The organism is Acidaminococcus sp. BV3L6 (assembly GCF_000468835.1).
Lineage (GTDB): Bacteria > Bacillota > Negativicutes > Acidaminococcales > Acidaminococcaceae > Acidaminococcus > Acidaminococcus intestini.
Genome location: NZ_AWUR01000008.1, coordinates 36,721 through 55,871 on the forward strand (window position 1 = coordinate 36,721; position 19,151 = coordinate 55,871).

Annotated in this window: 19 protein-coding genes, 1 tRNA gene and 1 other RNA gene; 2 read left to right on the forward strand and 19 right to left on the reverse strand. The window is 50.5% G+C overall.

The window, feature by feature from the left end; all coding sequences use genetic code 11:
* The 18 genes from atpA to dnaX all read right to left on the reverse strand — a co-directional run bounded on the left by atpA (position 1) and on the right by dnaX (position 16,910).
* Positions 1-1,869: a F0F1 ATP synthase subunit alpha gene (gene atpA / locus HMPREF1246_RS01875; RefSeq protein ID WP_009015840.1), complete on the reverse strand. Its 1,869-nt coding sequence runs from the start codon at positions 1,867-1,869 to the stop codon at positions 1-3.
* Between the two features lie 133 nt (positions 1,870-2,002).
* A complete protein-coding gene (gene atpF, locus HMPREF1246_RS01880; RefSeq protein WP_009015841.1) occupies positions 2,003-2,488 on the reverse strand; it encodes a F0F1 ATP synthase subunit B in 486 nt (161 codons plus the stop codon).
* Positions 2,489-2,520: 32 nt separating this feature from the next.
* On the reverse strand, positions 2,521-2,781 hold the full coding sequence (gene atpE / locus HMPREF1246_RS01885) for an ATP synthase F0 subunit C (RefSeq protein ID WP_009015842.1): 261 nt from the start codon (positions 2,779-2,781) through the stop codon (positions 2,521-2,523).
* Positions 2,782-2,811: 30 nt separating this feature from the next.
* A complete protein-coding gene (gene atpB / locus HMPREF1246_RS01890; protein WP_009015843.1) occupies positions 2,812-3,513 on the reverse strand; it encodes a F0F1 ATP synthase subunit A in 702 nt (233 codons plus the stop codon).
* A 12-nt stretch (positions 3,514-3,525) separates the two neighbouring features.
* Positions 3,526-3,900, reverse strand: a complete 375-nt coding sequence (locus HMPREF1246_RS01895; protein ID WP_231368202.1) for a hypothetical protein — start codon at positions 3,898-3,900, stop codon at positions 3,526-3,528.
* 22 nt (positions 3,901-3,922) lie between these two features.
* Positions 3,923-5,083 carry a non-hydrolyzing UDP-N-acetylglucosamine 2-epimerase gene (gene wecB, locus HMPREF1246_RS01900; RefSeq protein ID WP_021736573.1) on the reverse strand — a complete coding sequence of 387 codons (1,161 nt, stop codon included), beginning with the start codon at positions 5,081-5,083 and terminating at the stop codon, positions 3,923-3,925.
* Between the two features lie 15 nt (positions 5,084-5,098).
* Positions 5,099-6,109, reverse strand: a complete 1,011-nt coding sequence (locus HMPREF1246_RS01905; protein ID WP_009015846.1) for a glycosyltransferase family 4 protein — start codon at positions 6,107-6,109, stop codon at positions 5,099-5,101.
* A 129-nt stretch (positions 6,110-6,238) separates the two neighbouring features.
* Positions 6,239-6,886: a hypothetical protein gene (locus HMPREF1246_RS01910; protein WP_009015847.1), complete on the reverse strand. Its 648-nt coding sequence runs from the start codon at positions 6,884-6,886 to the stop codon at positions 6,239-6,241.
* A gap of 440 nt (positions 6,887-7,326) precedes the next feature.
* Positions 7,327-7,902 carry a chromate transporter gene (locus HMPREF1246_RS01915; protein ID WP_016459420.1) on the reverse strand — a complete coding sequence of 192 codons (576 nt, stop codon included), beginning with the start codon at positions 7,900-7,902 and terminating at the stop codon, positions 7,327-7,329.
* Positions 7,899-8,438: a chromate transporter gene (locus HMPREF1246_RS01920; protein WP_009015849.1), complete on the reverse strand. Its 540-nt coding sequence runs from the start codon at positions 8,436-8,438 to the stop codon at positions 7,899-7,901. Before HMPREF1246_RS01920 ends, HMPREF1246_RS01915 begins: the two co-directional genes overlap by 4 nt.
* Positions 8,439-8,889: 451 nt before the next feature.
* Positions 8,890-10,245, reverse strand: coding sequence for an MATE family efflux transporter (locus HMPREF1246_RS01925; RefSeq protein WP_035224139.1), 1,356 nt, complete (start codon positions 10,243-10,245; stop codon positions 8,890-8,892).
* Between the two features lie 96 nt (positions 10,246-10,341).
* On the reverse strand, positions 10,342-12,378 hold the full coding sequence (locus tag HMPREF1246_RS01930) for an LTA synthase family protein (protein WP_021736566.1): 2,037 nt from the start codon (positions 12,376-12,378) through the stop codon (positions 10,342-10,344).
* A gap of 9 nt (positions 12,379-12,387) precedes the next feature.
* Positions 12,388-13,335: a diacylglycerol kinase family protein gene (locus HMPREF1246_RS01935; RefSeq protein WP_021736600.1), complete on the reverse strand. Its 948-nt coding sequence runs from the start codon at positions 13,333-13,335 to the stop codon at positions 12,388-12,390.
* 45 nt (positions 13,336-13,380) lie between these two features.
* Complete coding sequence (locus HMPREF1246_RS01940) at positions 13,381-13,779, reverse strand: GtrA family protein (RefSeq protein ID WP_009015853.1); 399 nt, start codon at positions 13,777-13,779, stop codon at positions 13,381-13,383.
* Between the two features lie 3 nt (positions 13,780-13,782).
* The gene (locus tag HMPREF1246_RS01945) at positions 13,783-14,028 is read right to left on the reverse strand and encodes a pro-sigmaK processing inhibitor BofA family protein (protein ID WP_009015854.1); all 246 of its coding nucleotides are present in this window, start codon (positions 14,026-14,028) and stop codon (positions 13,783-13,785) included.
* 37 nt (positions 14,029-14,065) lie between these two features.
* On the reverse strand, positions 14,066-14,662 hold the full coding sequence (gene recR / locus HMPREF1246_RS01950; protein WP_021736552.1) for a recombination mediator RecR: 597 nt from the start codon (positions 14,660-14,662) through the stop codon (positions 14,066-14,068).
* Positions 14,663-14,669: 7 nt separating this feature from the next.
* Positions 14,670-15,002 (reverse strand): YbaB/EbfC family nucleoid-associated protein, encoded by a 333-nt coding sequence (locus HMPREF1246_RS01955; RefSeq protein WP_009015856.1) that lies wholly within the window; start codon positions 15,000-15,002, stop codon positions 14,670-14,672.
* Positions 15,003-15,014: 12 nt separating this feature from the next.
* Positions 15,015-16,910, reverse strand: a complete 1,896-nt coding sequence (gene dnaX, locus HMPREF1246_RS01960) for a DNA polymerase III subunit gamma/tau (RefSeq protein ID WP_231368203.1) — start codon at positions 16,908-16,910, stop codon at positions 15,015-15,017.
* Between the two features lie 155 nt (positions 16,911-17,065).
* Here dnaX and HMPREF1246_RS01965 point away from each other — a divergent pair.
* Together HMPREF1246_RS01965 and ffs are read left to right on the forward strand one after the other, a co-directional pair.
* Positions 17,066-17,156 (forward strand) — tRNA-Ser (locus HMPREF1246_RS01965).
* Positions 17,157-17,223: 67 nt separating this feature from the next.
* Positions 17,224-17,323, forward strand: an RNA gene (ffs, locus tag HMPREF1246_RS10120) — signal recognition particle sRNA small type.
* Positions 17,324-17,718: 395 nt separating this feature from the next.
* Here the strand turns inward: ffs and HMPREF1246_RS01975 are convergent.
* A complete protein-coding gene (locus tag HMPREF1246_RS01975) occupies positions 17,719-19,119 on the reverse strand; it encodes an FAD-binding oxidoreductase (protein ID WP_009015858.1) in 1,401 nt (466 codons plus the stop codon).
* Between the last annotated feature and the right edge of the window lie 32 nt (positions 19,120-19,151).

Consider the following 19,151-nt stretch of genomic DNA (forward strand, 5'->3'; position numbering starts at 1 on the left):
TCATTCACTCCCTATAGGGGCATCTTCCGGCGTGGGGATAAAGACCTTGTTATGATCCGTAAGTGCATCATTCAAGGTTTCCTTGACCTCATCCGTCAGTTTCCCCGTACTCGAGATCTGCGCGAGGATGCCTTCGTAATGGGCCTTGATGTAGGTCAGCATCTCATGTTCATAGCGAATGACATCGGACACAGGGATATGGTCCATATATCCCTGTGTCACAGCATACAGTCCAATGACTTCTTCTGCCATGGTCAGGGGATGATACTGGGCTTGTTTCAGCATTTCTGTCACGCGGGCCCCACGGTCAAGCTGCATCTTGGTTGCTTTATCGAGATCGGAACCAAACTGAGCAAAGGCGGCGAGTTCCCGATACTGGGCCAACGTGAGTCGCAGCGTTCCCGCAACGGATTTCATGGCCTTTGTCTGGGCTGCCCCACCAACACGAGAAACGGAAAGACCGGCGTTAATGGCAGGCCGCACACCGGAATTGAAAAGATCCGTTTCCAAATAAATCTGCCCATCCGTAATGGAAATGACGTTCGTTGGAATATACCCGCTCACGTCGCCAGCTTGGGTCTCGATGATAGGAAGAGCCGTCATGCTCCCTCCGCCATGGGCTTTATTTCGGCGGCAAGCACGTTCAAGCAGTCTGGAATGGAGATAGAATACATCGCCCGGATAAGCTTCCCGTCCAGGCGGACGGCGCAGGAGCAGGCTCATGGCGCGGTAAGCCACCGCGTGCTTGCTTAGGTCATCATAAACAATGAGGACATCTTTGCCCTGATCCATGAAGTATTCCCCAACAGCCGCTCCGGCATAAGGCGCCAGATACTGCAGCGGGGCCGTATCGGCAGCGGTCGCGGCAACAATGAGGGTATAGCCGGAAGCTCCATATTTTTCAAAAGCAGCCGATAAACGGGCTACACTGGAAGCTTTCTGCCCAATGGCTACATAAATGCAGATGACGTTCTTACCTTTTTGATTGAGGATAGTATCGATGGCAATGGCCGTTTTTCCCGTTCCGCGGTCACCGATAATGAGTTCACGCTGGCCGCGGCCAATCGGAACAAGGGCATCCACAGCCTTAAGACCTGTTTCCAGAGGCACATCAACAGGCTGTCGCGCTGCAATGCCAGGAGCCGGTGATTCGATGGGACGATAATCGGAAGCTTTGATGCTGCCCCGCCCGTCCAGGGGCAGACCCAAAGGACTGATGATGCGACCCAGCATTTCCTCGCTCACGGGAATGCTCATAATCTTCCCTGTGCGGCGCACCGTGTCCCCTTCCTTGACCTGACTGGCACCGCCCAAAAGGACGATGCCCACCTCTTGTGGCCAAAGGTTCTGGACCATGCCGTAAATCCCATCATGGAGAGAAACAAGTTCACCGCTCATAGCTCCCCCAAGACCCGTCGCTGTACAGATTCCGTCGCCGACAGTCTTGACTATTCCGATTTCCTCAAGACCCACTTCATTATCAAAATGTTCAACGCCGGCTTTCAGTGCGTCTGTCAGATGATCCGTGCCGGACAGGCTCTCTTCTCTTAGGTGGATAGTCTTCATGAGTTCATCCATCTTTTCAAGCTGGCGCTTGACCGTGGCATCGAAGATATGATCTTCATAGCGAACGGCAATGCCGCCCACAACAGAAGGATCCACCGTGCGAGACGCGATTTCAACATTTTTTCCAAACTTTTCACTTAAAAGCTTTGTTACAAGGACTTCTTCGTCCCCGACGAGCGGTCTTGCCGTCGTCACGTCAAGGGGAAGAACGGAACCAGCAGGGAAAATCGCCCTGTCATCGTCCGTTACATGGAGCCGCATGAAGACCTGCTTCCAAAAGCTTTCCTTATTTTGACTATCCATACGTTCTATTTTCCTCCCAAAACGGCTGCCTGCGGCAGCCGTGGAATCTCATGCATCACCTGAGGCCATTGTCACAAAAATGGCCGTTATGACGACGAAAAGAAGCCCGCCACAATGGGGAGCTTCCTTTTTTTCAGCGACTTTGGAGAGCCTCATCCGTCTTACGGGCCACAAGCGCCTGGTCTTCCTCACTGGTAAGTTTTGCCTGCAGGACGCGGCTGGCAATTTCTGTACTGAGGGCAATAACCTGTTCACGCACATCAAGAAGGGCCTTTTTCTTTTCAGCTTCCACCCGCTCGCGGCCGCTTTCAAGGAGAGCATCCCGTTCCTTTTGTGCTTGGGCCAAAGCCTCGTCATGGAGCTTCTGGGCATCAGCGTTAGCCTTAGCAATGATATCGCTGGCTTCCTTACGGGCCGTCTTCAGCTGATTGGCATATTCAAGCTTTAGGGTCTCAGCTTCCTTACGGGCGTGTTCTGCCGAATCAAGGTCCTTGACAATGCGGTTGCGGCGATCATCCATGGCCTTTAACAGCGGCTTGTAGGCGAATTTTGCCAAGATCCAGAGCAGGATGATGAAGTTCACGATCTGGGCAATTATCGTATAGTTCACACTGACCATTCAAAGCACATCCTTTCTCGGAAACTGAAGCCTCATTTCGTCACAAAGGGATTGGCAAAGATGAGGACAATGGCGATAACGGAGGCAATAATAGGAATGGATTCGACAAGACCGATGCCGATCAGCATGTTAGTCTGGAAGCTGCCGGCCTGTTCAGGCTGGCGGGCCATGCATTCGAGGGCCTTTGTGGCGACACTAGAGTCCCCGCGGGTGGCAGCAAAGGAGGCACCGACACCAATGAGGGCAGCCCCTAAGATAGAAGCAACAATGATAATGGTATTCGAATCAAGCATTTTGATCGTCCTTTCGTTTCTCAAAGAAATTTACTCGTGGGCCTGTTTGAAAATAGGCGCCAAAGCAATGATGGTCAGCATGGTAAAGATAAAGGCCTGCAAGAAACCAATGATCAAGCTGAAGCCGATCCAAAGATTAGGGATGATGAACGGGACCAGCTGATACAAGACGGCAAGCAGGATTTCACCGGCAAGGATGTTGCCAAAAAGACGCAGGGCCATGGTCAGTGGCTTTGCGAGCTCTTCCAAAAGATTAAGCGGCAGCATGAGGGCAAAAGGAGAAATGAGATGTTTGAAGTATTTCGGTCCCTGCTTGATGCAGCCAAAGATATAGGTTGCCACCGCAACCATGATGGATAGACCCAGCGCCACGTTGATATCATTCGTAGGTGACGAAAAATGGAAGGCTATGGAGGGCATCAATCCAATTTCGTTCGCCACAAAGATAAACAGGAACAGGGTGATGACAAAGGGAGTCGCCATCCGGCGTCCTTCAATGCCAAGGTTAGCGTCCATGAGTTTATCAAGCCACTCAATGAACATTTCAACGAGGTTCTGGATTCCGTGGGGAATCCGCTCCACGTGGCGGGTAGCCGCAAAGACAATCGCTGCCACAATCAGCATGGTAAGCCATGACATGTACATGGTTTGCATGTTGATGACAACACCGGGCAGGATCTCCGTTGGTCCATAATGGATGATTTCCGTACCCGCAGCTTCTGCTACACCCATGTTATCACTTCCTTAATCTGTAGGGAATTTCCCGATGCCCTTTCGGGCCATCTGGATGAGAAGAAGTCCATAAAAAAGCAAATAGGAAAAAAGCACCCTGTGTCCACCCCAATCAAGCTTGAGACCAATGAGGACAAAGACCAGGACAGTACCAAGCCGCACGAACATCATGCGGTGCATGGAAAGCGCCGCATGATGGGGAGCCTTTTTCATTCCGCTGTAAAGGCCATAAAGGAACAAGGCCGAATCACACCAGCCAGCGAGGCTTCCCAGAAGCCAACCGCCGGGCTGGGGTGAGAACATGAAGGCAAGGCCGCCTACCAAAGGAATTGCCAAGGCCTGGAGGGCCGCAAGACGAAGAACATCACGCTTAAATGAAGGCGGCAAGGGATGTGGCATATTTTTTCCCTTATTTTTCACTTTCAAATTCCGTCATACGCCCCGTTTGATAACCATAGGCTTCCAAGAGATAACTTACGATGCGCTCCGAGGCTTTGCCATCCCCATAGGGATTGACGGCTTCGGCCATACTGCGGTAATAGGCTTCATCACTCAAAAGGCGCATGGTCGCGGCATATACATCTTCCTTGCCCGTCCCGATGAGTTTCACCGTCCCTGCCGTAACTGCTTCAGGACGTTCCGTCGTATTCCGCAGGACAAGGACCGGTTTACCAAGAGCCGGAGCTTCTTCCTGGATTCCGCCCGAATCCGTAAGGACGATATCGACGCGAGCCATGAGATTGGCAAACGGTTCATAATCCATGGGTTCAATGAGGTGTACGCGGTCCATCTTACCAAGGACCTGTTCCGCCACTTCCCGAACTTTGGGATTCTTGTGCATGGGGAAAATGGCTTCCGCTTCCGGATAGTCACGGAGAACTTCCTTCAGGGCCTGATAGACATGGCGCATCGGTGCCCCCAGGTTTTCCCGGCGATGAGTCGTCATGAGGATCAGCTTATGATTGCTCCGGATGGCCGCTTCCAGTTTCGGATTGTGGAAATCAAAGACATCCTTTACAGTCTTTTTAAGGGCATCGATGACCGTATTCCCCGTTACATAAATGGCATCTTCCGGGACATTTTCCTTTAGCAGGTTCCGCTTGGCGTTGCCGGTTGGTGCAAAATGAAAGTCAGCAATGGCACCGGTGAGCTTGCGGTTCATTTCTTCCGGATAGGGAGAATATTTGTTTCCCGTACGCAGACCGGCTTCTACATGCCCAACACGGATTTGACGGTAAAAAGCAGCCAAAGCACCTACAAAAGTGGTTGTCGTATCTCCATGGACAAGGACAAGATCGGGCTGGGCTTTTTCGAGAACATCCCTAAGGCCCATGAGGGCACGGGTCGTGACATCATAAAGGGTCTGTCCAGCTGTCATGATGTTAAGGTCATAATCCGGCTTGATATCAAAAAGGGTCATGACCTGATCCAGCATTTCCCGGTGCTGGGCCGTCACAGCAACAATCGGTTCGATAGTGTTCGGATATTTCCTCATTTCGAGAATAAGCGGACACATCTTGATAGCCTCCGGCCTCGTTCCAAAGATTGTCATGACTTTAAGTTTTTCCATAATTACGCCCCTATTCTAGCGATCCTTCAGGATGCCGATTTTCTTGGCACCAATGAAGATGATGGTAATGAGTACGCCCAGAAGGACAAGGGCATAAACCCCGTCCACTTCTGTAAGCAGTACGGCGGCAAGGCAAAGCCCTGCACTGATGAGATACATGAAAATAACAGCCTGACGCTGACTAAAGCCCATAGCAAGGAGCCGATGGTGGATGTGACCTTTGTCGGGCTGAAAAATGGGCCGGCCATTTTTATAGCGACGCAAAATGGCAAAGGCCGTATCCATAATGGGAAGCCCCAAGGCAATGGCAGGGACCAAAAGTGCAATGGTCGCTGCACTCTTGACAGCGCCAAAGATTGAGATGGCCGCCAACATGTAACCCAAAAACAAGCTTCCCGTATCTCCCATGAATATGGTAGCAGGATTGAAATTGTAACGGATGAACCCAATAATGGCACCAGCAAGGGAAGCCGTCATGATGGCGACTGGATACATGCCCTGCTGGAGCGCAACCATAATGACCGTCACGGAGGCAATGGCCGAGACACCTGCCGCAAGGCCATCAAGACCGTCAATGAGGTTCACGACATTGGTTAGGCTGACAATCCAAAAAACAGTAAAGGGAACGGAAAGATAATCCAGATAAAAATAACCACCCCAAGGGTTATTGAGCCACTCGATGCGGACACCAAAAAGGACGGGGATCAAAGCCGCCACAATCTGTCCCACGAGTTTGACCTTGGCCGACAGCTGGATCATATCGTCGACCATGCCAACAGCTGCAATTGCGGCACCGCCCAAGAGAATCCCGATGACATCCGTTGTCAGTTCAAGTGTTGTGAGCGCCGCCGTCATAAAGCCAATAAAAATGGCAAGACCGCCCATGCGCGGCATGATGCGGTGATGAACCTTTCTAGCATTCGGCCGGTCCACAGCGCCGAGGTGAAATGCCAGTTTTTTGACAGCCGGTGTCAGGATCCAGCTGATAACAAGAGAGAGGCCCAACGCCACAAGATATGGTTTCACAAAAATCCCCTTCTGCGGATGCTTCCGCCTTTGAGTCTATGTATTGCTGAAAGATGGGAAGCATCACTTCTTCCCGTTGGTACATACAAAGTATATTATAGTACATCGTCAGAAAATCTACAATGACTCTTACAGCCTATCCAACGATTTGCCCGTTCCTTCCTGTTCTATTACCGGACGGGAAAAGAGGATGAGTCCCCCTTTTTGTTTATAGCCCGTATCCCAAAGTTCCTTAAGAGAAAGCCAGCGCCAGGATCCATAGGTTGTGACTTTCACCATGACCTCATCGTGGAAAGTCTCATAGCCCGTAAGCAGGAACCAGTGCCAAACAAGATCCCGAAAGCTAGGTGCGCGGTGCTTAAGATTAAGGTACGGCAGGGGCCATCCGGCATCAATCTGGTGTTTTACAAGTTCAGCTGAGGATTCATAGGAATGATTCCCCGACCATCCTGTCAGGATAAGATCATTTATACCGCGGTCACACAAGTAGTTCGTAAAGCCTTCCATATAGATGGAAAGCTTGTCGATGCCCGTGATACGGGGCTTTAGGTAGGGTTTCATGATCATGCCCAGTTCCAGGTAGGCTGCTTTGGTCATTTTTTTCTGGGCCTGGGGCGCTGCATCAGGAAGGTTTTTATAAAGGGAAAAATAAAGGCTGCAGTCTGTAGCTGTAACGGCAGCACAGCCGCCCTTTCGCATCCACCAGTCGTGGGTAAACCATTCCTGGCTGCCCCCAAAAGCACCCTCTATGGAAAAATATGGAAGTTCACGTTTCATGAGTCCGCCCCCTCACAAATAAGTTAGGTATAGGTAATCTCTAGCGTGCCCCTAGTGTATCACATTTTTGTAGGAGAGGAAATATGGAAGGGAAAAACAAAAGGCAGGCTCCCTCACCAGCCAGGAAAAAGACAAATGAAATCAGTCCAGCCAAAATCGCAGGTTAGGGTGACCAAAGATGACTTGAAGCTAGGCGTTCCACTCTTTTCCTTATCTTTGCCTTGCTGCAAGATGGCCTTAGCCTGGAATCGCCTTGACAAGATATGATGTTATCTTGGAATCATCTTTTTTCACTACGCCATAAGGCACAGCATGACAGCAAATCAAAACGGTTTTGTCCTTATTAAAAAGCCATGGGCGACCTTTCCCCTCAGCTCCATAAATAAAAATCAGCCCCCTGCCTTACCCTTTCGGTGGAAACAGGAGAGCTTTTTATTTTTCTACCTTCCAAAATGAAATACGACGCCAACCACGGCAGCTGCAGCAAGCCAGACCACAGGGTGGACCTTTTTGAACTTCGTCGTAAGGATGAGCAGTACAGCTGCCAATAAGAGACGGCTCCCAATGAGAGACGAGAAGAAGTTTCCCGTTTCTTTCCAGACAGCGGCGTCAATCAGGGTCACTTTTGCTACCAACAGTCCTGCTGCCGCTATCAGGCCGCAGGAGGCAGCCCTGAGACCATACATACCAGACTTGACGTAATGATTCTGGCCGAATTTCTTGAGCACACTGTAGATAGCGATTACAACGATAACAGACGGTGTCACAAGGCCAATGGTGGCAGATAACATCCCCGTCAGCCCATCAATATGGAATCCCACATAGGTGGCCGTATTGACGCCAATAGGCCCTGGTGTCGATTCTGAGACGGCAATCATGTTGAGCAAATCCATCTGCGTAAACCAGTGTGTCTTATCAGCGAGTTTCGTTAAGAACGGGATGGTAGCCATGCCGCCGCCTATCGCAAATAGGCCAATCTTGAAATACTCTATGAACAGGGCTAAGAGAAGCATCATGCGTCACCGTCCTTTCTTTTTGCCGCAATTCCGACAAGGCCGGCAGCCACGACGAGATAGGCGGGTGAAATGTCCGTAATCACGTTAATGATAAGGACGAGAAAAAAAAGTACAGCGGTCAGTTTGTCCACGACGGCCTTTGCAAAAAGTTTCCGCACGGCCTGAAAAATCAGGATACATACCCCAACGCGAATTCCGGCAAAAGCATCGGCCACAGCAGGAATATGGGCAAAATTTGACAAAAAGGCCGCTATGGTTGTAATGATGACCATGGATGGGAAAATAACACCAAGCGTGGCCGCCAGTGCACCGGCAACACCTCGCAGCTTCATACCAATAAAGGTTGCCGTATTGACGGCAATGACACCAGGCGTGCACTGTCCAACGGCATAATAGTCGGCCAGTTCTTCATCCGTTGCCCAGTGATATTTGTTTACAACTTCTGCCTGCAAGATGGGCAGCATTGCGTAGCCACCGCCAAAGGTTACCGCACCCATGCGGGCAAACACGCTGAATAATTGCCAAAGTGAGGCCATAGGATCGACTCCTTTCATATTTTACAAGTGTAGCACATCGGCTTCCTAAATACTACCGCCTGATAAAAATGATTCTTTATCCTAGTAAAAAAGAAACAGGAAAAAACATTTGAAATGGTCTTTTCCTGCTATCTTTTGTATTTTTTATATTTTCTTTTATTTTCTTATAAATTATGACATATTTACATAAAAATCATTGCGTACTTTTTGGATAAATCGTATCTATACGCCTTTTCATTATGCGTCGCCATCGCTATTATTGAGTTCAATCATAAGAGCGTGATGAGAGAAACTCAGGCTGAAAGGAAAAGTAGGAAAAGGGCTCACCCCCTATTTAGAGCTGAACTTTCCCACTCCTTAGGAACGCGGCACAGCTTTCTATCAATGATCTGTTATCCCCCAACGAGCGAAGCAGGCTGCAGGTCTCTTTTTTCATAACCCAGACCGCTCTTTACGCATGATATTTCTTTTCAATATAGCGCAGGCGGAGCGTTAAAAACAGGGCCGAAAAGAAGATTCCTGATATCAGGCCCATCCAGTAGCCATCGGCTTCTTTATGGAATCCATAGTCCATCACGAGCCCAATGGGAAGGGCAAGGATCCAATAAGCGGCAAGGGACGAATAGAAAGTTGCTTTGACATCTTTATAACCGCGTAAAATGCCTTGAATAGGCGCCGCCGTACTATCACAGAGCTGGAACGCAATAGCAAAACCAAGAAAATGCTCAATAGGCGCCACAAGGCTCGGATCCTGAGTGTAGAGCCTAGCTATAAGTGTCCGCCCGACAAGCAGGAAAACAGCAAAGGAAAGCCCGACCATGACATTGCCGACGCGTCCTGTCCTGCCATACAGCCGAGCCGCAGCATAATCCTTGGCTCCAACAAAGGCCCCAATAATGATAGTAAGGGAGAGGGAAAAACTAAGAGGCACCATATAGAGCAGATTCGTAAAGCTCATGGCGGCTTGGTTTGCCGCAACCGTCACAGTCCCAAACCTTGATACAAAAAGACATTCCACGCCAAAGATGCTCGTTTCAAGGAAGATTGCAACACCCATGGGAATCCCCACGCGCAGATGCTCCCGCAGGTGACTGAAGGAAAAACCTGTGCGATCAAAGACGCGGAAACTACGAAAGACGCCCAGATGCGTAACCAAAAAAGAAAAGGACAGAAAGAGCAGCCAGCAGGTAATGGCCGTTCCCACACCCGCTCCAGCGCCGCCCATACGGGGCAATCCCAGCTTTCCAAAGATAAAAAGGTAGTTCATGAAGCAGTTGACCGGCATGGTAAGAAGAAAAAGCCGCATGGTGAGCTGCGTATACCCCATGGTATCGACAAAAGAGCGCAGGATACTGGCTCCAAATAAGGGTACAATGCCCATGGCCACGTAGCTTAGATAGTTATGGCTTACAACCTCGACCGAGCTTTCAAGATTCATTAATGACAGGACCTTATCAAGCTGCAGAATACCCACGCTGATGATGCTCACGCTGAGGATCAAGGCAAGCATCAGCCCACTGAAGACCGCGCCGGAAATCTTTTCATAGGCTTTTGCACCGCGGTAGTTGGCGACAATCGGAGTCAAGGCCTGGAGGATGCCATTGAGTCCTGTGAAAATAGGCATCCAAATATTGGCTCCGATGGCAACCCCGGCGAGTTCGGCCGTGCCCGCGTGACCACTCATGATTGTATCGGCGAGGTTCATCCCCGTGATGGCAAGCTGGGTAATCAGGATTGGCACCATCACTTCCAGGATTTTTTTCATCCGTCTTCCAAAGGACGGGGTCACGTTTTCTTGCATCAGCATACACTCCTTACAAATAAACCAAGGGAGGAACCGGCGGCGGGTGGTCCCGCCACTTGGCTCCTCCCCAATTGATAACAGGCTGAGGAAGTATGTGCCTTAAAGGGAAGGCATATACTTAAGATGCCGCTCCACATAGTTGTACATCACATAATTTGCCAGGGCATCCTTTTCCTCCCGATCCGGTGTTGGCTCGTCCAACGTGGAAACAAAGGATAAGTCGGCGGAATAGTAATAGGCTTTACCGCCAAAATAGCCCAAGGCATAGGGATGATCCGTAGGCTGCAGGAGATTTCTCCCCATGAATTCTTCCGGTACGGGGACGCCCATGAGCGCAAGGAGCGTCGGAGCCAGGTCTTCCTGGCTGCCATAATCCGTACTTTCGAGATTTTTCAACGGTTCCAGATTCTTACTCACAAAGATAAGTGGAATCGGCGCCACGCTCTTCTTGTCCTGCGGCTTTTGGACAAGGGTCTTATATTCCCCACCCGAATGGGGATTATGGTCGCTTGTAATCACAAAAAGGGTCCGATCATCCATGAGTCCTTCCTTTTCCGCTTCCTCAAAGAAATGCTTCACGGTCTGATCTACCCAATACATGCCGCACACGGTTACCGTGCCTTGGGTTCGCACGGACTCAGGCATGTTTTCGTAAGTAATCCCATAATAGGGATAAGGTTGGTGCATATCAAGGGTCTTCGTGACAACAAGGAATGACTGACCGCGGCTTTTCTTTAAAAAGCGCAGCATGTTGTCATACATAACATCGTTATGAAAACCCCAGCCACTTGCTCCAGAGTAGCCTTCTTTGGCAATATCTTCCTTAGCAAAATAGTGAGCCATACCAAACTGTTCTGGATACTCGCGGTACTCATTATTGTAGTAGCGGCTTGATGCACTGAAAAATGTCCCCGGAATCCCCGCTTTTTCAAGGGAACGAAACAGTGACGGCTGGTGGGTCCCCGGCAGGTCACCATCATAGATGAGCTGACTGCGGAATGTCGCATTAAGGCCCTGTGTCGTCGGAACTGCCGATGAGTAATAGTGGTCAAGGTGCGGATACTTTTCGACAAGCAAGTCCAGATAAGGCGTCGTTTCCTTGGGAATCGCGGGATTATAGTAATGGAGATAATCCCGATGGACGGACTCAAAGATGATCATGACAATTCGGTCATAAGCAGGTTTATCTCGAACAATGACTGGTGTTTTAGGCAGGATGCCCAGACGTTTCAAGATGGTACGATCCTTATCGGTCAGTTCCCGTTTCTTATATTCACTGGGATCGTGAACAACCTTATCGGTCTTGAAAAAGGCTTTTTGGAAAAAGTTCACGTTCACAGGGTATGCCACAGCATCCCGTGTCGTTTTTCGGTTCTTTTCCAAATCCACTTCAAGATCAAGGCCCGGCACGAGGTCAAGGCCATGATAGACGCCTTCACGGCACAAAAGATAGGTCAGGTTAAGACCCAAGGCAAAAACAGCAACGCACAGGAGCGACCAAGGCAGGTTAGGCTTGCGTCGCTGGGGGCGATCGACACGGAAAAGGGCAGTAAGCACGATAAGAAGCAGGGCGCCAAGAACCAGCTTCCAAGAAGCCGTCGTTGACAGGATGCCTATGGCCGCATAATAATTGAGGTTCTCAAAAAGAACACTCTCTACATGCATGCTCGTATTCCAGAAGTAGACTGCATCCCCCAACATAATGAAGGCTGTTACAAAATAAACAAGGAAATAAAATGCCTTCATTCCCCGATTGGGGTAATGGTGATAGACCATGGCCGTTACCAAAAGGACAACGATATTGTTAAAAAGACCGGCAAGAATTGAAAGGACCGTCATAAATCCCCAGTCAAGCTCAACATAGGTCACCATGAAGAGAGCGTCCAAAAGATACAGCACGCCAATGACCACGACGGGGAAATAGCGCCGGGCCCGATCCTTGATCCGGTGCTTCTTAAGATAAAGGAGTGAGCCCGTCCCAAGAAGCAGAAAATCCCGCAGAAAGTGATTCAAAGTTCGGTACCAGCATTCAGCCAGAGGAAAAGGCGAAATGGCTTTCAGATCATTCCAGCATAAAAAGTATTCCAGGCCCAAAATAAGAAGGGCCGGAAGAATGAGCGCAAGCTTCTTTTTCACAATGCCTCCCTAGGAAATAAAATTAAGCGGAGTCGGTAGGAGGGAAATGGAAAGGGGCGACGTTGCTACGCTATCCCCATCCAATTCGGCCGCAAAGTTCTTCACGTTGCAGCGAATCTGGACCTCCTGGGCCTTACAGATTTCGACCGATTTATCCAAGGAGAGCATATCGGCCGCAATGAGCGCTGTGTAGCGCAGGAAGTCGACACAACGGTCCTTTTTAAATAAGATGACATATAGTGCAGGATTGGATAAGGAGCCCCCGTTAACAAGAGAGAAACGGCCTGCATAGTAACGGCTCTTTGTGACGATAACGGAACTGGCCGCCCGCCATATGCCATCACCGTCAATCATAACCTCAAACTTATACTTCCACGGATGCAGCAGCATTTCATTCCCCGCCACAAGGCCGCTCTGGCGCACATAGGCAAGGGTTGAAAGAAGCTTTTTTTCTTTGGGCGTGACCATATCGACGACGAGGGAATCAACGCCGATGCCGGCCACAGTCAGAAAAATCCGGTCATTGGCCTTTCCTAGCCAGACTGGAGCCGTAATGCCCTTTTCAACGCGCATGAGCCAACTTGTGGCATCGGTTTTCTGGGCCAGTTCCTTGGCAACAAGGTTCACCGTGCCAGCAGGGTAGATACTCACATAGGGCATATAGTCCCGTTCAACGAGTACTTCTGAAATGGCGCGCAGTGTACCATCGCCGCCAGCAATGATGATCCAATCGACTTGTTCATCGCAGGCCTTACGTGCCACGATTTGAGCATCGTTGAAGGTGTTGATGCGGTAATAGGAAAAGGCAGCCGGTCCATACATCGCGATAAACTCGTCGGCAAGGCGCTCCACACTGCGGTGCATGGCAGCAAAGAAAGTCTGCTTACCCGCATTGTGGTTATGAACGAGATATACTTTTTTGAATGACTTGATATCAACTTTTTTTCGAAACATCATGAACCCACCCTTTTTAGTGAGACGGGAGCTGTGGGAGCCGCCGTCTTATGAATAGATCCATTTTTTTCTGGATAGATAGTTCCAAATGGTCACAAGTGCCGATGCAAGGATCTTACTCGGCATGACGCTGCCGCCTAGGGCACCGACGAAAAGGCGCATCAAAAGAAGGTTCAGCAAAAGACCCAGGGTCGATACAATAAGGACCAGGGAAAACTCCTTTTTTCTGCTGTAGCGGACGCCACTGTCAAAAACAAAGCAATTGGTCGCAATATAGTGGCAGACCGTGGAACAAAGATAAGCAAGGCCTGTTGACAAAAGATAATTGAGACCGAGGCGCACGGCAAATAAATACACCAAGGCCCATTCAAAAAGGGCCGCCGTCCCGCCAATCACAAGATAGCACAGGATTCGTACCCTTTCATTTTCTGATTTACTAAATGCCATCGCTTAGTGCCCCATGAGCTGATAAAGCAGCAGGAGAATGACGCCGGGAATTCCAAAGAATCCCGCCACCAAAGCAGAAACAGCACCAATTTCAAGATGCAGACCGACAATTCCCCCTACCAGATTGAACAGCCAAAGAAGGATCATGCCAACAACCCCGTTCCACAAAAGCTTGAGGGAAAGGGAAAAGATATTGACGACTATCAGAAGGATGACAAGGGCCGCAAGGCCAAACACCCAAACTTCCATAACTACGTACCGCCTTTCTTCACATCCTAAGGGACAATCAAAGCTCCCGACGGTTTTCCAAGGCCTTGTAAAGCGTCAATTCATCGGCATATTCAAGGTCCCCACCCATGGGGAGGCCGTGGGCAATGCGGCTGACCTTGATGCCCAAGGGACGGATGAGACTCGCCAGATAGGCTGCTGTTGCCTCCCCCTCCACATCGGAATTGGTTGCAAGGATCACTTCGTGTACCGAACCGTCCTGCAAACGGCGCATGAGTTCGCGGATCTTCAGTTGGTCAGGGCCCACGCCATCAAGGGGAGACAGAACGCCATGAAGGACGTGGTACACCCCTTCAAAACCCTTTGTCCGTTCCATAGCCGCTACATCCTGCGGTTCTTCAACGACACAGATGAGCCCATGATCCCGCTTTTCATCCTCACAAATTTCGCACCGCGTGCCTTCACAAAGATTGAAACAGGACGCACAGAGATGGACCTGATCCTTGACAGCAACCAGCGCCGCTGCCAGAGCTTCCACATCGCTTCGTTTCATATCAAGGACGTGGTAGGAAAGACGCAGCGCCGATTTGGAGCCAATCCCCGGCAATTTGCGCAGCTGCTCATGAAGCCGGGCCAGAGGTTTGATCATGCGCATGGTGTTCTCAGTACATCCCCGGCAGCTTCATGCCGCCCGTTACTTTGCCCATTTCCTTTTCTGTCATTTCATCAACCTTCTTCATTGCTTCGTTGACAGCTGTCACGATGAGATCTTGGAGCATTTCTACATCATCTGGATCGACAGCTTCAGGCGAAATGGCAAGGCTTACGACATTCTTGCTGCCATTTACAACAACCTTGACTGCCTCCCCGCCTGCCGTGGCTTCCACGGTGCGTTCCTTGAGTTCATCCTGGAGTTTCAGCATCTCACTTTGCATCTTCTGGACTTTTTTCAGCATGCCCTGCATACCATTCATTCCCATTCCGCCTTTAAACATTGTTCATTCCTCCTATTGATTCGAATCATCTTTTACAAGGCTTCCGCCAAAGACCATCATGGCCCGTTTGACGGTTTCAGGAAGTTCGTCGTCTTCTTTGGGAAGGGGCGCTTCCTTGGGCGGCGCAGGCGGCGCCGCCTTATGCTGGGGGCGGGAAGCCACGCGAGGCGCAGTTTTCCTTGCCGCTTCCATTTGTTTTTCGCTGGCCTGTTCGACCGCAAATTCGAAATTCTGCCCTGTCCCCGCCTTTAAGATGGCAAGGACCTCGTCCCTTAGATCATTGCGTTCAAGGCGGTCCTTGGCCAATTGCGTTGCCGTCCCCACCGTGAGCCTTTTGCCATCAAAGTCAAGGGGAGTTGCCTCCCGCGCATAGGCAAAAAAGCCCATCTTATGACGCTGTTTGAGACCCTGCAGAACGCCATTCCAGAGTCGCTGGGCCCCTGCTAGATCAGAAGGCTGACGGGGAGCGTCCGTTTTTTCTTCAAAGGGCGGAGTAAAAGAGGCACCCTCGGCTTCCATTTTCTGGCCCGCTCGCTGCGGTACAGCGGATGCCTGCTTTTCAAAAGAAGCTTCTTGCCGTTTTTCCAAAGGAATGGCAGCAGGCCCTTCTGCAGAGGGGAAAGAAGCTTCTTTCTGAGTTACAGAAGGCATGTCCGGTGCCGTTGCCATCGGGGAAGCATAAGCCGCTTCCTGCGTCTTGCTCCTTTTTTCCCTTGGCAGCTCAAATGCGGGTGATACGGCTGGAGCACCGCCTGCCATAAGGTGGGTGACTTTCCCTTCAAGTGTCTCAATACGGGACAGAAGTGCCGCAGGACTCTCCCCTTCGCCGCGGCAGAGATCATAAAGACAAATCTCTGCGACAATCTTTGACCGCAGGGAACGCTTCACATCAAGGGAGGCCTCATGGATACGCGCTGTTGCAGCAAGAATGCGGCTGCGCGTAAAAAGCGGTTCCACAGTTTTGAGATTTTCCGCTGTATCGGTCAAGTAAATCTCCTGATACGCCGGATCAGCCTGATAAAGGAGCAGGGCTCGCATATATTCGAGGAGCTCTGTCAGGACCTGGGTGACATCTTTTCCATCGTCCATGAGCTGATTGAGGAGATCCAAGGCAGCAGGCAGATCGCGGCGGCCAATTTTCTCTACCAAGGCCCGCATCGTATCGCGCCCGGCAATACCAAGGACCTGCCGCACCGTTTCAGCTGTCACGGGATTAGCCATGATACTGCATTGATCCAGAAGACCAACGGCATCGCGCATGCCCCCATCGGCCTGAATGGCCATAAGACGCAGGGCATCCGGTTCCGCATTGATATTGCTGCCTTCTGCTACTTTTTGCAGGTGGGCAGCAATATCGTCGACCGTAACGCGGCGAAAATCAAAACGCTGACACCGGGAATGGATGGTCGTCGGGATCTTCTGCGGCTCCGTTGTCGCAAGGATAAAGACGACATGCTCTGGAGGCTCTTCAAGAGTCTTTAACAGGGCATTGAATGCGTCTGCCGTGATCATATGCACTTCGTCGATAATATAGACCTTGTAACGGCTGGAAACAGGTGCAAAATGGACCTGTTCCCGAAGCTTCCGGATCTCATCAATTCCGCGGTTGCTGGCCGCGTCGATTTCAATGACATCGGCACTGGTACCTTCCGTAATTTCCCGACAATGATCACAAGTATTGCAAGGATGGGGCGTTGGCCCCTTCTCACAGTTCAGGGCCTTAGCAAGGATCCGCGCCGTACTCGTCTTACCCGTACCGCGAGGGCCTGTAAACAGGTAAGCATGGGAAATGCGCCCCGACTCAAGTGCGTTCGTGAGCGCTTTCCTGATGTGTTCCTGCCCCACGAGGCCATCAAAATCCTGGGGTCTCCAAGTACGATATAATGCGACGTAAGACATGGAATCCATCCTTTCTCTCTGTTGTACCATGGTATTATACCTTGTTTCCATAAAAAAATTCAACTTATTTCTTGACAACGGCATGAATATCCTTTATACTAAAACACGCAGTCATTTTTAAAGACTGCATACAATCGAAAAGCTTTGCCTAAGCATTTCAACCTGGAGAGTTGTCCGAGTGGTTGAAGGAGCACGCCTGGAAAGCGTGTATACGGGATAACCGTATCGAGGGTTCGAATCCCTCACTCTCCGCCATTTAAGAATCCGCCGCAGCATGCGGCTTTTCTTTTAAGTACGCTTTTATTTTTTGGATGGACCATAGGGATAGGTCCTGCGCAATGAAGCCCTGTGAACCTTGTCAGGTCCGGAAGGAAGCAGCAATAAGCAGACCGCTTCGTGTGCCGCAGGAGTGCCTGTTCCTGTGGCCCATCGAGAAAATAAAGACGGGAAAGTCCCGCTGGGAAACGAAAAGTCTCCCAGCGGGACTTTTTTGCCGTGGAGGAAAAATGGCGGTCAGGCAATCCATTCAGGAAGAGTCCAGAATGCTGTCTCGAGACGCCGGCTCTGGCTGCCAAGCAAAAGACGTAAAGGTGCCTGCAATGCTGTGATGCCATGGGGCGAAAAGACCGCAGGGGAAAAGACCTTAAGGCCTTCGTGTTGTAACCCACAATTTTTAAACTCACAACTGAACTATCCTGTCCCCAAACGTGAGACGGTCCATCGTACGCTACAACGTGAGCCCCTTGCCTCAGGTCGACTTTTTCTAAAGCAAGTGGCTCAGGTCCTGCATCAAATCAGCCCGATTTTTGAGCCGGCCTCAATATCTTGCAATGACCTTCCCCGGATTGAGTACATCCAAAGGATCCAAGGCCTTCTTGATGGCTGTCATCATGAACATCTGCCCAGGGTCCGTCAAACGCTCGAGCTGTCCTACTTTCTTTGCCCCAATTCCATGTTCACCGGAAAGAAGGCCGTCATGGGCATAGACATAGGCATAGGCCTTTTCATGGAAGGATGAAAGGGTTTCCTCCCAAGCTTCATCGCTGAGCTCCCCTTTAAGGATATTAAAGTGCAAGTTCCCATCTCCCGCATGAGCTAGGGTAAAGACGCGGAAGGGATAGGTTGCGGCAAGTTCCGACAGATCCATGATGGCATCTGAAATCTTATCCAACGGAAAGACAAAATCGTCACTAGTACTGACGCGGCTTAGGATTCTCGTCGCTTCAAGACAATTTTTGCGGATTGTCCACACCCGGTCATCAGCAAGGGACACTTCCACGGCACCATGCGCCTGAGCCAGCTCATCGACCTTTATGAGCTTTTTATCCATCTCATCTTCATCAAAGGTTTCGAGGGTCAAAATAACGTAGCAGCCGTCGTCATAATGACTGAGTCGAATCTTTGAATAGTCGCTGGAAGCCTGCACAAAACCATGGTCCATGAATTCAACACTCGTCGGGTCAAGCCCAGCTTTTAAAAGAATGGGAACAAGGCTCGTGGCCTTCCGTGGATCTGTGAAGACAAGAAGGACGTCCGACCGGTAGGGGGCAATGGGCAGCAGTTTCAGCGTTGCTTTTGTAATGACGCCAAGGGTCCCTTCACTCCCAAGAACGAGCTGATCAAGACAGAAACCAGTTGTATTTTTCTTCGTTCGGGCCCCCAGGTGTGCAATCTCGCCCGTGGGCAGGACCACTTCGATGGCATGGACCTGACTGCGCGTCGTGCCGTAGCGAACGGCCTTATCGCCACCGGCATTTGTCGCAAGGTTGCCGCCAATGAGGCAGCTGTCGGCGCTGCACGGATCACCGGCATAAAAGAGACCTTCCTTCTTGGCCGCTTCCTGCACATCGAGGGTCCTAGCCCCGGCTTCGACAACCATATACATACCATCCGGGTTTACTTCCAAGATGCGGTTCATGCGCTCCATGAGCATGACAATGCCACCGCAGACAGCAATGGCTCCGTCGGAGACGCTGGTCCCGCCGGAGCGGGGTGTTACGGAAAAATGGCGCTTGTTGGCAAGTTTCATGATGGCCGCCACTTCTTCCGTACTTCCTGGCGCTGCAACAGCTTCCGGCACATGGAAGAACCGGGAATCTGTCTCTTGATCCGTTTGATACGTTTCGAGGGTCTCCGGCGTCGTGAGGACATATTTTTCGCCTACAATGGCTTTTAGTTCTTCAATTGTACTTTCTGTTAATTTTTCATAGTGCTCCATACTGCTTTCCTACCTTCCTGATGCAAAAAAGG

Coding starts and splice junctions, on each gene's coding strand:
- atpA (WP_009015840.1), bottom strand. CDS start 1,869: ATGGATAGTCAAAATAAGGAAAGCTTTTGGAAGCAGGTCTTCATGCGG.
- atpF (WP_009015841.1), bottom strand. CDS start 2,488: ATGGTCAGTGTGAACTATACGATAATTGCCCAGATCGTGAACTTCATC.
- atpE (WP_009015842.1), bottom strand. CDS start 2,781: ATGCTTGATTCGAATACCATTATCATTGTTGCTTCTATCTTAGGGGCT.
- atpB (WP_009015843.1), bottom strand. CDS start 3,513: ATGGGTGTAGCAGAAGCTGCGGGTACGGAAATCATCCATTATGGACCA.
- wecB (WP_021736573.1), bottom strand. CDS start 5,083: ATGGAAAAACTTAAAGTCATGACAATCTTTGGAACGAGGCCGGAGGCT.
- HMPREF1246_RS01910 (WP_009015847.1), bottom strand. CDS start 6,886: ATGAAACGTGAACTTCCATATTTTTCCATAGAGGGTGCTTTTGGGGGC.
- HMPREF1246_RS01915 (WP_016459420.1), bottom strand. CDS start 7,902: ATGATGCTTCTCTTAGCCCTGTTCATAGAGTATTTCAAGATTGGCCTA.
- HMPREF1246_RS01920 (WP_009015849.1), bottom strand. CDS start 8,438: ATGGCCTCACTTTGGCAATTATTCAGCGTGTTTGCCCGCATGGGTGCG.
- HMPREF1246_RS01925 (WP_035224139.1), bottom strand. CDS start 10,245: ATGCTGATGCAAGAAAACGTGACCCCGTCCTTTGGAAGACGGATGAAA.
- HMPREF1246_RS01935 (WP_021736600.1), bottom strand. CDS start 13,335: ATGATGTTTCGAAAAAAAGTTGATATCAAGTCATTCAAAAAAGTATAT.
- HMPREF1246_RS01940 (WP_009015853.1), bottom strand. CDS start 13,779: ATGGCATTTAGTAAATCAGAAAATGAAAGGGTACGAATCCTGTGCTAT.
- HMPREF1246_RS01945 (WP_009015854.1), bottom strand. CDS start 14,028: ATGGAAGTTTGGGTGTTTGGCCTTGCGGCCCTTGTCATCCTTCTGATA.
- recR (WP_021736552.1), bottom strand. CDS start 14,662: ATGCGCATGATCAAACCTCTGGCCCGGCTTCATGAGCAGCTGCGCAAA.
- HMPREF1246_RS01955 (WP_009015856.1), bottom strand. CDS start 15,002: ATGTTTAAAGGCGGAATGGGAATGAATGGTATGCAGGGCATGCTGAAA.
- dnaX (WP_231368203.1), bottom strand. CDS start 16,910: ATGGATTCCATGTCTTACGTCGCATTATATCGTACTTGGAGACCCCAG.
- HMPREF1246_RS01975 (WP_009015858.1), bottom strand. CDS start 19,119: ATGGAGCACTATGAAAAATTAACAGAAAGTACAATTGAAGAACTAAAA.